The organism is Oscillospiraceae bacterium (genome assembly GCA_025757985.1).
GTDB lineage: Bacteria > Bacillota > Clostridia > Oscillospirales > Ruminococcaceae > Gemmiger.
Genome location: CP107210.1, coordinates 2,386,733 through 2,402,712, shown reverse-complemented (window position 1 = coordinate 2,402,712; position 15,980 = coordinate 2,386,733). Strand labels below are relative to the sequence as shown.

Below are 15,980 nucleotides of genomic sequence, written 5' to 3'. Positions count from 1 at the left end.
AAGATGGAACGCGAAAAGTTCCGGATTCCGCGCAGTGTACAGGACGCCATTCCCATCCGCCGCATCCTTGCGGATGGGATTTTCCAAGTCGGCAACCAGTATTCCAAAACATGGTCGTTTACCGACATCAACTACGCCATCGCCAGTAAAGAGGACAAAACGTCCATGTTCCTTGATTACTCGGAACTGCTGAACGCCCTCGACTCCGGCGCATCGGCAAAAATCACAATTTACAACCGACGCATCAACAAGGCCGAGTTCGAGCGCAGCGTCCTGCTGCCCGACAAGGATGACGGCTTGGACGAATACCGCCACGAATTCAACCAGATGCTGACCGCACAGGTCACCGGCACCAGCAACAGCATTGTGCGGGAACGCTATCTGACCGTGAGCGTTGTAAAGCGCAACCCAGACGAGGCCCGCAGCTACTTTGCCCGCGTCGGCACGGATCTGGTGACGCACCTTGCACAGCTTTCCTCGGTGGCAACCGAACTGACACTGAACGAGCGCTTGCACATTTTCCGCGACTTTTTCAAAGCAGGGGAACAGGCTGCGGCGGAGTTCAACATCCACGAACACGCCAAGCGCGGGCAGCATTTCAAGGACTGGTTCTGCCCCGACAGCATGGAATTTGCCGCCGATCATTTCAAGCTGGATGCCCGCTATGGCCGGGTGCTGTATTTGCAGGACTACGCCAGCTACATCAAGGACTGTTTTGTGTCGGAACTCTGTGACCTTGACCGCGACCTGATGCTGTCCATCGACATCCTGCCGGTTCCCACAGACGAAGCCGCTCGCCAGCTGCAAAGCACACTGCTGGGCGTGGAAACGAATGTGGCAAACTGGCAGCGCCGCCAAAACGCCAACAACAATTTTACAGCCACGATTCCCTACGATATGGAACTCCAGCGCAAGGAAACCAAGGAGATGCTGGACGACCTGACCACCCGCGACCAGCGGATGATGTTCGGGCTGGTGACGCTGGTGCATCTGGCGGACAGCAAGGAGCAGTTGGACTCCGACACCGAAACGCTTTACTCCACAGCGCGCAAGCACCTTTGCCAGCTTTCCACGCTGCGCTGGCAACAGAAAGACGGACTGGACACGGTGCTGCCGTATGGACTGCGGAAGATCCAAGCTCTGCGCACGCTCACCACCGAAAGCACCGCCGTGTTGATTCCGTTCCGCGCACAGGAAATCATGCAGCCGAACGGTCTGTACTACGGGCAGAACGCCGTCAGCAAGAACATGATCGTGGCGGATCGCCGCTTGCTGCTCAACGGCAACAGCTTCCGTTTGGGCGTTTCGGGTTCTGGCAAGAGCATGAGCGCCAAGGAAGAAATTGTGCAAATTGCGCTCTCTACCGAGGATGACATTCTCATTCTCGACCCGGAAAGTGAGTTCGGTTATCTGACCGAAGCCCTCGGCGGCGAGGTGATCAGCATCTCGGCAACCTCCGATACCCACATCAATGCGCTGGACATGGATCGCGCCTACGGTGACGAGCGCAATCCCATCGTCAGCAAGTCGGAGTTTGTGCTGTCGCTGTTCGAGCAGCTGATCGGTGACGGCATGGTGACCGCGAAAGAAAAGTCCATCCTCGGTCGCTGCACCGAGCAGGTGTACCTGCCCTACATCCGCAACGGCTACAAAGGCACGCCGCCCACGCTGCAGGACTTTTACCGTCTGCTCCAGATGCAGCCAGAACCCGAAGCGCAGGGGCTGGCGCTGTCGTCCGAGTTGTTCATTACCGGCACGCTGAACACCTTTGCCCGGCATACCAATGTGGACACGCAGGCGCGCATTATTGCCTACGACATTCGCGAATTGGGCGAGCAGCTTATGCCGCTGGGGATGCTGGTGACGCTGGATGCTATCTACAACCGCGTTATCCAGAACTGGAAGAAGGGGCGCAGAACGTGGATTTTCTGCGATGAGTTTTACAGGGCGAGACGTTCTGTGACTTAATAGGTCACAGGGTCAATGAGATTTATTGATACAACTAATAGAATGTTGCTCAAATGAGTGGCTAACACCACAAAGGGGCGCACATAAACTGCCTACGGCATGAGTAGCAGCGCCATGTGAAAATGTCGGAAAGCTAGGCTGGAGAGCAAAAATTCGACCCAAACAGTTTTAGCTGTGGAAATGTTTGTAGAGGTACAGGCTGTCGAAGATTATGTAGTGGGCTGTATATGGTGAGAATCCCGCAAGGGGGACGAACTGACGATTTAAAGGGTCTAAAATTCGAATGCGTTGAAAAGCGTATGTCCTAACAGGACGCTGATTACCGAAAAGTAGTTGGGTAGAAATGAAAGTCGGAATACTGTTAAAGGCAGTATAAATCAGCAGGCTCAAAGGAAGCACCTAAGTACAGTATCGCATTCTATTGGAACGTCGGAAGCAGCAAACGGTGAGCAGTGGCGACTGCTAAGACCCGTTGGCAGACAAATACATAAGCTGCCTTTATTGTTGTGAAAGCGGAGGCACGAGCGATGAAATTTCTGTAATGGAAATGGAGCAACAGCCTCTAGTGGGAGTGCCGCAACTAGCAGCGGCACAAAAGTAAGTGCAATAAAATAATGTAGTCAACATTCATAGGTTCGAGTATGACTAAGAGAAACCAACCAACAAAGGTGGTGTTGACTATGCGAAGAAAGGATATCAGAAAGCGGAAAGGTATTCGGTACGCCGAATACTACAATATGGTAGAAATTCAAGACGAATTATATCGGCAAGGAATGATGAAAAAGAAATTCTACCATCTTATGCCGATAATTGCCAGTCCACAAAATATCCGACTGGCATATCGCAATCTGAAAAATAACAAAGGAAGTAATACTCCCGGTGTAGATGGAAAAACCTTTGCTGACTATGCAAAACTTGAAGATGTTGAACTAATAAGAAAAGTGCAGGAAAAGCTGCTCAACTGTCAGCCCAAGGCTGTTAGGCGTGTATACATTCCTAAATCAAACGGGAAATTGCGCCCATTAGGGATTCCGACTGTACTGGATAGATTAGTACAACAGAGCATATGCTCTGTAAAGAAGGGTATGCAGATGTGTTATTTGAACTTGGGAACCGTATGTCACCCTTACAAAGTGTGGAATACTGCGATAACAGACTGGCAAGGTTTGTGGCATCCAAAGGAAAGTGCGAAATCACAGGGGAATTGTTATCTGTGAATGAAGTTCACTGTCATCACTTTCTGCCGCGACATCTAGGTGGAACAGACCAGTATTCAAATTTGCGTATAGTTCATGTGGATGTACACAGGCTTATCCATGCTACTACTCCGGAAAGTATTCAATTTTACTTGCGAAAAACAGGTTGTTATAAGAAACCATGTCTTGATAAAATCAACCGCTGGCGTACAAGTGCCAATCTTCCCGCTATTACGTTATAAAAATATATATAATCCTTACTTTGAAAGTGACTGCATTAACAATGAAAAACTTATCCCATGGAACGCCGTGTGCAGTGAAAGCTGCTTGCACGGTGTGGACCGGGGCGAAAGGCTCGAAAGAGTCTGACCTATCGGTATTTTTGTTCCGCTATGAGTACAGCGCCAACTTTTTCTATAAGCTGTGGAAACGGATTCGTAAGTACAACGGACTTGTGACCGGGCTGACGCAGAATGTGGATGAACTGCTGCGCTCCGACACTGCCCGCCTGATGCTGGCCAACTCAGAGTTTCTCGTGATGCTGAACCAGAGCGCCACCGACCGCGCGGAACTGGCGAAGCTGTTGAACATCTCGGATAACCAGCTTGGCTACGTCACCAATGTCCCCGCAGGCTGCGGGCTGATTCGCTGCGCGGGCAACATTGTTCCATTCACCAATTCCTTCCCGAAGGATACAAAGCTCTATAAACTGATGTCGACCAACCCATCTGAGAAAAGGGAGTAAATCTTTGCGTTATAAAAATAAAGGACCGCCGAAGCGGTCCCATGAATGCGACAAACTGGAAATTGTGATACAGAAAGTCTTTAACAACCCTGTTGAGCTGCTGTTCTATCAATCGAAAGTGAAATGCTATTTGTTTGGATACAAATGGCAACCTTTTACATGGTCATTGACAATCCCTATTGCCTGCATATAGGCATATATAATTGTACTACCAACAAACTTAAAGCCAAGCTTTTTTAAGTCTTTACTAATTTGGTCTGAGAGTGCAGTCCTTGCGGGTATATCAGTTTCAGTTTGGAACTGATTGAGAATTGGCTTACCATCAACATAGGACCATATAAACGAATCAAAACTGCCATACGATTCTTGGATTTTTATAAACTGTTGAGCATTTGTTATTGCTGATTTGATTTTTAACCGATTACGAACAATGCGGCTATTTTGCATTAGCTTTTCTATTTTTGCATCATCATATAGCGCTATTTTTTTGCAGTCAAAGTTATCAAAAGCAATTCTAAATGCCTCTCTTTTATTTAGTATTGTCAGCCACGATAGTCCTGCCTGCATACCTTCAAGTATTAACATCTCAAATAGTTTATTCTCATCATGAACGGGCTTTCCCCATTCATTATCATGATACTCTTTATATAAGTCGGTAGTTGCCCATGAACATCTTTGTATCAATTCTTCCATAAGTTTCTCCGTCCTGCAAATTTCGATTTTTATGTCTGCCTTAGTGCATCCAGATGTTATTTTCCAAGTCTTTTAGTCTACCTTTGTAGTCATCGATAAGAGGCTGTGCATTTTCGCCGTCCGGGAAAGTCAGCAAGTAGCCGTCCCCGGCCTCATGAAAGCCGATGATACCCGCCAGACCGGCCATTTCGGAAACTTTCAGCAAGGTGTGGTAGTCATATTCGGCAGCACTGATATATAGATTCATTCGGATACAGCCTCACTTTTGTAATGTGACCCCATTATAGCAAATATCCGGACTTTTGCAAAGAAAAAGAAAAACGATGTGCCAGCTGTCGGTTGACACATCGCTTGATTTTTATATGTAATGGCCATACAGCCTTGTTTGTTGTCTGGCCTTGACCGAGCAATTGCTCTGGCATGGTCTAAGGCGCAGTGTGTAATGCTTGCGGGAACCCTCCCGCGTCTGTTTCTTGATTACAAGTATAGTATACCAGCAGTTTGTGTGCGGAGTATAAAAGACTCTTGAACGATTTTGAAATTTCCTTTGAACAAAATATGACCGGAGTGATGCAATGAAAGAAATCAAAGAAAAGCTGTCAGGCGGAGTGCTGACAGAAAATGCTGCAGGGAATATCCCCAAAACAGCACTGAAAAAGGCATGGACAGAGGCCAAAGAAAAACGGAATATTCCTATGGAAAAGCAGGACGGTTCTGGTGAGCAGGGAGCCTACGCGGAGGCAGACCAAGCTTGGGGAAACATAGCCGATGGAACAACCGCTGCGGTTAGTGGAAGCCTCGATTTCAGCTATAAGCAGGGGCGCCAACTGGCCCAAAAGCAATACGAAAAGCGCAAGCAACAGCGCTCTGCCGAATGGGTCGCAGAAGAACGCGCCCACGCCGCCACAGAGCGCCATGTAAGCCCCGAAACGATCATCGGCGGCAAGCGGCTCGATGTACACGGTTCGGCGCAACGTGGGGCAAATTTGCCCCGCAAGTGCGCAAGAGAAAAGGCCGCAACCATCAAGGTTACGTCGCACGAGATTCGCGGCGTAAGCTATGAACAAAAGCAAGTCCGTACTGTGGCCAACGAAACTGTGCGGAATATAACAGGACGGGAGCGATTACAAAATTCTGCACAGCAAATTAAAATAGCTTTACAAAGCAGAGCCGCAGCAATACAGCAGAAAACCAAAGCCGCGCTTTCCGCAATTCGCCACTTCCTCGAAAGTCTGCGCAGTCTTGTAACAGCAATGATTGCGGGCACAAGTATTGCCATGAACATAGTTATTATAATCTGCCTTGTGGCCTTTGTGTCCGGCTCGGCCTATGGCATATTCTTTGCAGCCGATGTGCCCGGTAAAGATGCCATTTCCGTGCAGGAGGCTGTAGAAACACTCACAGACGAATACCGCGACAAACTGGAAACAATTTCCGATACCGTACAGCATGACCGCCAAGACATTGTTGCCAACGATGATGTATATTACATCCGCTGGCAGGACGTCTTGGCGGTCTTTTCTTCGTATGTATCCGGGAACGAACACGGCTCCCCGGTGGCTTCGTTGGGAAAAGAACAGGTGGATACGCTGCGAGAAATCATGTGGGCTATGAACGAGGTTGATTACACAACCCGCACCGAAACAACGGCCATAGAAACCACCAACGATACCGGCCAGCCGACCAGAACAACTATAACCGAAACCGTGCTTGAGATAGAACTAACACATAAAACACCGGCCGAGATGGCCGCAGACTATCACTTTAACACCCGCCAAAGCAACTACTTGCAGCTTTTGCAGGACCCGCAATATGAACAACTCTGGGCTGAACTACTCGGCGGCTATGCGCAAGGCGATGGAGAAATCCTGACCCCGGACAGCACCCGCGCCCCAACCGGCACGCTCCAATGGCCGCTGCCGGTGGCTGGGACAATAACTTCCCAATTCGGACACCGGGTGGACCCCATCACCGGCGAGGTCAGCTCCCACACCGGCACCGACATTGCCTGCGCCGAGGGTACTCCCATCCTCGCCGCCGCGGAGGGAACTGTCACCGTTGCCAACGGCCTTGACAGCTGGGGCGGCAGTTACGGCTACTATGTCCAAATTGACCACGGCGGCGGGCTGGAAACACTATATGCACACTGTTCGTCCATCTGCGTCACCACCGGTCAGCAGGTGCAGGCCGGGCAAATCATCGGCTATGTCGGCCATACCGGCCGCGCCACCGGCAGCCATCTGCATTTGGAAGTCAGGATAAACGGAAATCGTGCAAATCCGTTGCAACATTTTCTCTAATGGATGTGTCACCATTCCGTCAAAACACTAAAATAAAGGAAAACTGGTTTTGATTTTACTAGGATAGCTCGTATCCGTACCCTGTTATAGTTTTCGCGTGCTGTATACACAACTCCGATTTTTCTGCGTGTTTTTGCACTGTACATATCGTCAGTTCTGGTTTGAATCGGCAAAACAGTATAGCATGGCTGTATTGCAGGAAACAGGGTGCCAATATTGAAAATAATCTGCAAAAAAATTGCAATACACAGATGAGAGCGGATGGCGGTGCCAAGGGTGGACTCGACATTGGAAATGCCGATCTTTGCCAAGATCCAGGTCAGCATGGCGAACACGGCTGAGCCGATCACGTACAGAATGTGGGTGTTGCCCTTTGCAGAGGAGCAGCCGCTTTCTTCTCAACCACAAGAATAACGCCGCCAGATTGACAGCCAAACGGCCGTAGGCAGCTCGCGTCAGCGCGGTGCTATTTCTTGTGTGCCTTACGGTAGGCGCGAGGAGTGGTTGCTTTCATTCTGCGGAAGATGCGCCCAAAGTAGCTGCTATCTTGAAAGCCGCACCGAAAGGCGATGTCGGTAATGCTGATCTGCGTGTTACACAACAGTTCTGCCGCGCATTCAATGCGGTAATAATTTAGATATTCCATCGGAGTTTTACCGGTGACCTGGCGAAATGACCTGCAGAAATAGTTTGGGTTTAAGCCAGCCTCGCTGGCTAAATCCTGTAATGTGAGTGATTTTGCATAATCATTGCGGATACGGTTTAGTACATTTTTGACCGCACGGATTTGATGTGACTGCCGCAGGTTTTCTGAGTTTGTAGTTCGGTAAAGGCGGTGGACCAAAATTTCACCCAGGAGCTGCCAAAGGAGGCCGGTCGTGGTAAATTCGTATCCACTGTTTTCGGTCTCCATGGATTGAAACAAGTCGCTTGCCAGCGTTGCCGGTGTCGAACCTGCAGAAAAACGGTATTCCAGGCGTGCGCCTGATGCACGTAAGTCCGCAAGTCGGGTACCGCATTTGCTTGCATCCGGCATAAAGCGTTCCAGATCAAACACAACGCACTCATAGATGCAGCTGTCTGGCGTACCCCCGTGAATCGCCCCGTCAGGGATCATCAAGCTGTCACCCGCAGCTAAATCATATTGCGTTCCGTCAACAGCGAGATGGAGTGTACCCTGTAAAACCAGGACCAGTTCGTGTTCCATATGCCAGTGATAGGGCATTTCGTAGCGCAGATGCGTAGAGTCAACATAGTACAGCTCAATAGGGAAATCAAAAGTCCCACGCACACTGCGCTCATAGCTTGCGAGATATCGCATACAGCACTCCTCTCTCGACGCAAAAGTGAATAATATCCTATTATTTCTGATTATACACCGAGACGTTCAAGGCGGCAAGACGCTATAATGCCAATTGATTACAGATGGCACCGATGCGAAAGCTGATTTGAAAAAAGCAATAAAAAAGCAAGGTTTTATGGTATTGTTTACTTTGCGGCACAGAGGCGCAAAATTGAATTACTGTGCTTTTCACAATGCTTTGTTGCAATAAGGAGAAAATAGAATGGGAAAAAAGATTGTTCCCCGCGTGGTTGGGGTTTTGGTTGCCGTTATATTGATGGGCTTTTCCATTTCCTGGCTGAACCCGTGCGGCTTTGGCACCGACAGCTACACCGCCATGAACATGGCTATCTCCCAAAAATTGGGCATTTCGTTCGGCAACTGGCAGGCCGGACTGAACATTCTGCTGTTTTTGGTAGTGTTGGCCTGCGGCCGACATTATATCGGACTGGGAACTTTTGCCAATATGCTGCTGGTTGGGTACTCCTGTGACTTTTTCTCCTGGATATGGGATCAGGTTCTGCCAGCAACTTTTTTCAATACCTTTTCTGTTCGGGTGTTGGTAGCAATTCCGGCGTTAGCACTGTTCGTTTTGGCTGCGGCTGTGTACATGGATATGGATCTGGGCACCTCACCGTATGACGCGCTATCCTTCATTCTGCACAAAGTGATCGGCGAACGGGTGCCGTTCAGCGTTCTGCGAATTTTGTACGATTTGTTTGTAACGGTGTTGGGATACTTTTTCGGGGCTCCCTTTGCAGGCGTTACACTTGCGATGGCGTTCCTGCTGGGACCGGCTGTCTCGGCTGTTGGCCGCTGGCTGGAGAACATGACGTGCAGGATCCCTGCAAAAAACTGAAGGCATACCGGGTATTCGCAAAACAATCACCGTGTATGTGGTACAAGACCCTTAACAATGCAAACCGATTTTACAAATGCTTTTATTTATCAGATACACCCAAATTAAGCAATCAAACCGGTGCGTTTGGACAAAATTCACATATTATACAAACAGCTTGAAAAAACTTGAGGAATATTTTATAATATAAAAACACCAACTTGTCCATATACCAAGCGGGAAATCCGATTTGAAGGAGCCATGAAGATTGAAACACACTGTAAAAAAGATCACAGGAGCCTTCAAATACCGCTACCAGCGCATTATGTTTCTGGTTTTTATGGCGATTGCACTGGGCATAACGATATTCGGGACGGGCAATGTTATATGTAATACAGCGCAAACCGAGAGAAACCAAAACCGTATGTTGGCACAGAGCAACGCCCAGTCATTATCGGTGACTTACACAGTGGCGGCACAAACCGTTAACAACATTCGGTTAAGCAGTGAAGTCTCGCAATGGGCTGCCGCCGCTTCGGCTGCAGAGGAACGTCTGGCTGCGGCAAGCCTGCATAGTGTTGTGGCCAGGCAGATGACTGGTTTGGAAGGTTTGCAGTACACGGTTGGCATGTGGAAGTTAAACTCCTATGCCCCGGCCGTGTATATCAACGGCTATTCTTTTGACAAGGACACGTATATTTCAGAACAGTTTGGCATGGACGCGACCGCTTGGGAACAAGCCGTAGCTACGGCACGGGAAGGCGGAAGCTATTTTCTGGCAACTGCCGGTACGCCTTGTGCTGAAGAGTTGGTCTGCCTGTATTATCATAAATATGTAAGAGGTGAAGTTGTATTTTTCATCCTATTGCCCTGCGGAGAGGACGAAAACTCCTGGGCGTTAGCGTCAGGCGGGCGGCTCTTGGCCAGCAATGATCCAGAGAACCAGACCTTGGTCAAAACAATTGATGGGAACAGCGCCACGCCGAGAGGCGTCTATATTGAGCCGATAGTCAACGAACACCTTCAATATGTTTACCTGGTGCCGGACAAATCGCTGCAGCAGGCAGGAACCTATATTCTTGTGTTTCTTCTGCTGTTGGGGATCGGGACTGTTTTTATGTTCTTGATAACAAGGCAGATCTATAAACCGATTGACCGGCTGTTGCATGAACTGGATATCCAGCCTGTAAAGGGACAAACCGATGAATTTGCCTTGTTGAGAGATAATACAGTGCATTTGCAGCTGCTCAACAAGAAAATTCACGACGCCCTGAATGATACGATACTTCAGCAGAAAGAGGAAAAATACATCCGGCTGCTATATGGATTGGCCCACGATCCGGAAGACCCGGGTACGCGGTCTATCTGCCTTGTTCTGTTTGATTTTGACGAAAGCGCCAATGGGGACCAGTTGTTTGCCGCAAAAAACGATATGCGGCTGTATACGCAGCAGGATCATTTGGTGTTCTTGGGCATTCAACCCACGCGCTGGGCTTTGATTTTGTATGACACAACGCCGGAAGATGCGTGCGAAAAAACCCGCAGGTTACTGAATCTCTATTTGGCAGAACTGCCGGTCACAGCCATTGTTGGTGGGCAAATGCGCGGCATAACCGCCTTTCGCCAGGCATATCGGCAAGTGCTGCGCACGTTGGACATGCATGCGGTCACCCATACCGGCGAAATTTTGCGCGCCGACCAATTCAAGACGGGCGGCCCTGCCAATTTCCGCTATCCTGTTTCGATTGAAAGTGAAATCATACACGGTGTGCTGGAGGGTGACAACGCAGCATTGGAGGCGCTTGACGATAATCTGCGGGACAATCTCGGCCGTAAAACATTGCCGCCTCAGCAGGTCGAAAATTATCTTCTCGCGCTCAGCAGCACGGCGAACCGTATCTATAATCTGCTGCCCGCGCAGGTACAAAGTATGGCGCCACGTCCGGTCTCGGGGGCTGAAGTGCTCATGCAGTACGATTCCCAGGGGGAAACAATTGCTGTGAAAGCACTGCGCGGCTGTATGGAAGGAATGACCCATGCTGTGGCGGGACGCCGCAGTGCTGACAATACGCAGCTGATGCAAAAAATGCTCACTTACATCCACGAAAACTATATGCGCGACATCGGTTTGACGGATGTGGCCGATCATGTAGGCATCACACCGCAGTACTGCAGCCTGGCGTTCAAACAGCTTACCAACGATAACTTCAAGAACTATCTGAACGGATATCGGATCAAGCAGGCGCGGGCATTGCAGGATGCGAACCCAGGCATATCAACGACGGAATTGGCTGACCGCGTCGGGTTCAACAGCGCCAACAGTTTTATTAGAGCTTACAAAAAATATACGGGGATATCACCCCAGAACTACCGCAAGGGTGTCTCGCAAGAAGAAGCACAGAATAAATAATAAGGTTTTGCCCTGTCAGCTGTATAGGCACAGCTGGCAGGGATTTTTTGCGTTTTTGCAACAGCAGAGATTTGGGTGAACTGCAGAAAAATGAAAATAACACGCCTTGTCGTAGTGCACGAATAAAGGTAATCTGCATTGGTGAATATGCTCAAAAAGGCATAATTATTGCACGTGCGGTAATTTATTGGTGATTTACAGCTGTGAAATTTCAGTGATAGGATGATGAAGAATTAAGGCAAGGAGGAAATCAAATGATGAAACAACAAGGCCGAAGTTTACTTCGAAGAGCGGTAGCGTGCATCACATTGCTTTGCCTGGTGGCGGGGCTGGTGCCGCCAGTTCATGCCGAAACTCCAACAACTAAACTGCGAACGGTTTCTCTTGATGCGGCAAATTGGGAATGGGCGATCCGCCTTGGCCCGGAAAGCAATCCAGAGGCAAAGATTCAGGACGATGCGCCTTATCTGGACTCCTTTAAGGGCGGCGCGTTGGTCTCGCTGGGAACGTATGACATTACAGACGTCAGCAAGATAAACGTGTCCCTCGGACTGAAGGGAAAAAGCGACACCATCACACTTTTGGCAGATTGCGAGGTCGATGACAGCAGCTGGAACGCCAGTATATCGGTTACGAACACCAGCTCGCACATACAGGCGTATGATCGTGCCTGTGCGGATCAGGTGACGGGCGGGGTTGCGCTCGCTACCCTGACCGCTGCGGGCGGCTCCGGCTGGGATGCGCAAGACTATGAGGGAAAAGTGGTGCTTCCGGCAGGTTTCTCTGGCGAACATTCTCTCTATCTGCGCGTAGACGCTAGCAATAGCACTTCTTGGATGGGTAACTTGTACGGCGTTACCCTTACGGTAGCTCAGGCTGGTGACGAGGGCGAACCGGAAGGTTCGGACCTTGGCGCGGGCAAAGAAAAGCCGGGTGCGGACGGGCAGGAATCTGGTGAAGGCGAAGATCAGTCGGATGAAGAGACAGAGGCTGCGGAACCGGAAAAGCTGGATAGCACAGTAAAAATTGGGGATGTCATCTCCTTTGACAATGTCCAGCTGTTTGGCGCAGAACTTCAGCCGAAAGAGACAACGCCGACCGGCTTTCTGGCGGACTGGCCGTGGATGATTTACACGGGAACCAGCAGTGCAAAAGTCGGAAGCGACGGTGTGACCGATTCTTTCCGGGGCGGGTATATAGTCTGTCTGGGTGATCAGGATCTGACCTATCTGAACGAGGTCTGCATCAATATGGGGCTGAACAGCTCCTCCAGCGTGACCCTTCAGGTTGTGGCGGATTATACCCTCAGCCAGCCGACTGATACCTGGATGACCAGCTCTGCGGTTGCCAACGAGACGGAAAAGCCTGTCTATGACAAGGGCTGCGCCGCCTATTGTACCGATGGCACCCTGCTGGGCGAGCTGAGCACCGCGGGCGCAGATTCGAGCTGGAGCAACCATCCGTACACAGTCAGCGTCGAGATCCCTGCAGCCATACGAGGCCAGCACACGCTTTATCTGGTAGTCAGAGGTTCCGGCTGGTCTGGCAATCTGTATTCGGTAAATCTAATCGACCAGGAGTACACACCGCTGGGCGGCATTGGCGCATTGACTGCTGTTAGCAAAGATGGTGAACCATTGGAACTGGAGCAGACACAGGCCCTGGGCATTGAGTTCGTAGAGGGCATGTTCAGCTGGAACACTCTGGCGCTTGAATCGTCCGATGCGGGCAGCTATGCGCTGACCTTCACGCCGGATGCGGGCACCACTGCACAGGAGCGGACCGTTACTATACAGGTCGAGGCAAACGGCGATTACACCCATCCCGGTTTGATGTTCTCGTCTGACCAGATCCAGACCATCCGCACCAACTACCAAAATGGCATGGAACCCTGGGTAAGCGCGGGCAATGAAATCTTAGAGGAAGATGGTGTAAGGGAGAGCAAAGATGGTGGTTATGTCATAAAAGGATATGAAACTGTGGTGAATCAGGGTAACACCATTTGGACGGACACATCCACAGTGAAAGATAGCCCTTACGGGTTTAATAACCTTTTCCGGCAGGACTGCCAGACTGCCTACCAGGATACCCTGGCATATATCATTACGGGAGAAACGGGCTACGCCCAGTCTGCCATCAAAACTCTGAATAAATATGCTGCGCTTAGCCCTGCAATCGACGGGCACGATGCCGTCTTTGTGGCTGGGCAGATGGCTTTTCGGCTGTGCAACACAGCGGAAATCCTGCGCACCGCAACCGATGAAAAGGGTGAGCCTTTGTGGAGCAAACAGGATATCTTCAACTTTAAGAGTTGGATGATGGAGGACTTTGTCCCCTGGATCGAAGACTTTGGTGAAGCCAACGGAGGTGCCTGCGCGCTGAAGGGCATGCTTGCGATCGGTGTGTTCTGCGAAAACGATGCCATTTATCAGTCTGCCGTGAACGCGTTCTTCCACGATGAAAACATCGGCGTCACTGCGGCCATCAACGAGTTTGGGCAGAACCGGGAAAGCGGACGGGATCAGATCCATTCCCAGCTACTCATCGGCCATTTGGCGGAATTTGCCTGGTCCATGTACAACCAGGACCCCAGCATTGACTGCTTTGGGGCAGGCGACAATCGTATCCTGACCGGCTATGAATATATGGCGAAGTACATGGCAGGCGAGGATGTACCCTATGACAACACCTTCTACAGCAACAACTATGTCTATTCCTCTGTGATCTCCAGCTCCAACCGGGGATGGCTGCTTCCAATCTATGAGATCGTTTATAACTATTATGTGAATATTGAGGACATGGACCCCTCTGAGCTACCCTATACAACGCAAGCTGCAACCTTTGTGCGCAACGAGGGAATCACCTGCTATAATGGCGGCTATGACACCTACCACATGATTGGCTACGGTACCTTGACAGCTGCGGTTAATTTCTGCCCGGCAAAGGTAAAGGCGGACACCGTTCAGGTTACTACGGCTGTGGGTGGCACTGCCACCTTGCAGTGGGGTGCCGTCCAGGGGGCAACTGGTTACAACATTTACCGTTCGAACCAGCAGGTGACCAGTGACAATCCCGCCCAGTACCCTGCCATGTGGTTTGAAAAAGTCAATGAAGAGCCGGTTTCGGCTACCTCGTACAGCGACGATGGCCTTGTTGCAGGGGAAAAATATCTTTACAAGATCACTGTAGTGAATTCTGACGGAAACGAGAGCGGATGTTGTGCACCCATCCCTGTGACTGGACACGAGAGCGCTCCGAACCGGGCACCGGCTGAAATCCATACAAGTATTGTTAGCGATGACATTATCTGCATCAAGTGGGATGCTGTAAGCGGCGCTTCCGGGTATGACGTCTATGTTTCCACGGATGCACAGAATTACGAAAAACTTAACACGGCAACACTTACTGACACCAAGTGTTATCACATTGGTGTGAGCCCCTCCACGAAATATTACTATAAGGTACGCGCGGTCAACGCCTATGGCGAATCGGAACTGTCCGAGGCAACCGGCGCGCGCACATCGAGCGCCAGCGCCTACGGCAACGGCCTGGGCGAGATCAGCAGCTACCCGCTGACTGTCACGATGCCCGCGGTGGCTGAGTGCGCTGTGAAGACCGACAACACGGTTTTAACTTTTGAGCAGAGCACCACTGCCGATAGCAGCCAAGATGCATTCCTCAAGGTGGACCTGCGCAGCCTTGGCCTGAAAGCAGGTGAGGTGATTAGTGACGCCCGGGTGATGATCTATCGCAGCGGTTCGACAAGCCCGATTGCAGTGGACTGGATCGAGTCTGACGAGACGGACTACGATGACTGGGCCAACCTGACCTACGAAATCCCTGAGTATGCTGTTACCCTGCTGGGCGAAGCGGCAAAACCCTCTGGCGACAAGAGCTACAATACGGGTGATAGCGAGGGAATTGATATTACCGAGGCCGCGGCAGAGGACACCGACGATATCATAACCCTGCGAATCAGGGCGACCGGCACCGGCGGCAGTACGTCGATGAGTTTCCACTCGCTCACCTCAGAAAATGAGGCCCTGCGTCCGCATGTGATCGTGACCATCTCGAATCCGGTAATTTCGGAGTTTGAAAACAACCAACAGGAGCAGCTACCCGAGGAAAGCATCCCTACTGCTGAGGAGGAAACAAAACCTGGCGAATTCGATGAAGATACGGATGTTGAGGAGGGCGATACAGAGCCCGGCCAATCAGGTGGAGATACTGAAACGGCACAGGACGGCCAGGGCAGTGCCGGAAATCAGGTCGATGTCCACGAAAGTGACAGTGCAAACACCCCGGACAATGACAATGTGACGGTAATCACGGACCCCAATGGGAAGGCGACATCGTCAGTTCCCGCAACAGCTGACGAATCACCAGTTGAGTTGTGGGTGACTTTGACGATAATCTCGGCGGTTGCACTGGTCTGTCTCAAGGGAAAAAGAGGTGTCAGCCTTAAAATAAAGGGCAAGTAATAAGTAC

10 protein-coding genes and 1 pseudogene are annotated in these 15,980 nt (G+C 50.4%); 8 read left to right on the top strand and 3 right to left on the bottom strand.

Annotated features, from left to right (window positions below; translation table 11 throughout):
* Positions 1-3 precede the first annotated feature (3 nt).
* From OGM67_11475 to OGM67_11465, 3 genes and pseudogenes are all read left to right on the top strand, one after another.
* On the top strand, positions 4-1,968 hold the full coding sequence (locus OGM67_11475) for a TraE family protein (protein ID UYJ34197.1): 1,965 nt from the start codon (positions 4-6) through the stop codon (positions 1,966-1,968).
* A gap of 737 nt (positions 1,969-2,705) precedes the next feature.
* The gene (locus OGM67_11470; protein UYJ34196.1) at positions 2,706-3,185 is read left to right on the top strand and encodes a hypothetical protein; all 480 of its coding nucleotides are present in this window, start codon (positions 2,706-2,708) and stop codon (positions 3,183-3,185) included.
* A gap of 361 nt (positions 3,186-3,546) precedes the next feature.
* A pseudogene (locus tag OGM67_11465) lies at positions 3,547-3,909 on the top strand (TraE family protein).
* 126 nt (positions 3,910-4,035) lie between these two features.
* On the opposite strand, the gene OGM67_11460 reads toward OGM67_11465, so the two are convergent.
* Complete coding sequence (locus OGM67_11460) at positions 4,036-4,602, bottom strand: DNA-3-methyladenine glycosylase I (protein ID UYJ34195.1); 567 nt, start codon at positions 4,600-4,602, stop codon at positions 4,036-4,038.
* Positions 4,603-4,642: 40 nt separating this feature from the next.
* On the bottom strand, positions 4,643-4,849 hold the full coding sequence (locus OGM67_11455; protein UYJ34194.1) for a hypothetical protein: 207 nt from the start codon (positions 4,847-4,849) through the stop codon (positions 4,643-4,645).
* A gap of 328 nt (positions 4,850-5,177) precedes the next feature.
* Here OGM67_11455 and OGM67_11450 point away from each other — a divergent pair, with 328 nt between their 5' ends.
* Together OGM67_11450 and OGM67_11445 are read left to right on the top strand one after the other, a co-directional pair.
* Positions 5,178-6,902 (top strand): M23 family metallopeptidase, encoded by a 1,725-nt coding sequence (locus tag OGM67_11450; protein UYJ34193.1) that lies wholly within the window; start codon positions 5,178-5,180, stop codon positions 6,900-6,902.
* A 288-nt stretch (positions 6,903-7,190) separates the two neighbouring features.
* Complete coding sequence (locus OGM67_11445; protein UYJ34192.1) at positions 7,191-7,316, top strand: hypothetical protein; 126 nt, start codon at positions 7,191-7,193, stop codon at positions 7,314-7,316.
* A 52-nt stretch (positions 7,317-7,368) separates the two neighbouring features.
* Here the strand turns inward: OGM67_11445 and OGM67_11440 are convergent, their stop codons facing one another.
* Entirely contained in the window at positions 7,369-8,223 is an 855-nt protein-coding gene (locus tag OGM67_11440; GenBank protein UYJ34191.1) for an AraC family transcriptional regulator, read from the bottom strand.
* Positions 8,224-8,467: 244 nt separating this feature from the next.
* Here OGM67_11440 and OGM67_11435 point away from each other — a divergent pair, with 244 nt between their 5' ends.
* The 3 genes from OGM67_11435 (at position 8,468) to OGM67_11425 (ending at position 15,973) form a co-directional block, all read left to right on the top strand.
* On the top strand, positions 8,468-9,103 hold the full coding sequence (locus tag OGM67_11435; protein ID UYJ34190.1) for a hypothetical protein: 636 nt from the start codon (positions 8,468-8,470) through the stop codon (positions 9,101-9,103).
* A 247-nt stretch (positions 9,104-9,350) separates the two neighbouring features.
* Positions 9,351-11,492 carry a helix-turn-helix domain-containing protein gene (locus tag OGM67_11430; GenBank protein UYJ34189.1) on the top strand — a complete coding sequence of 714 codons (2,142 nt, stop codon included), beginning with the start codon at positions 9,351-9,353 and terminating at the stop codon, positions 11,490-11,492.
* A gap of 254 nt (positions 11,493-11,746) precedes the next feature.
* On the top strand, positions 11,747-15,973 hold the full coding sequence (locus tag OGM67_11425; GenBank protein UYJ34188.1) for an alginate lyase family protein: 4,227 nt from the start codon (positions 11,747-11,749) through the stop codon (positions 15,971-15,973).
* Positions 15,974-15,980: the final 7 nt, after the last annotated feature.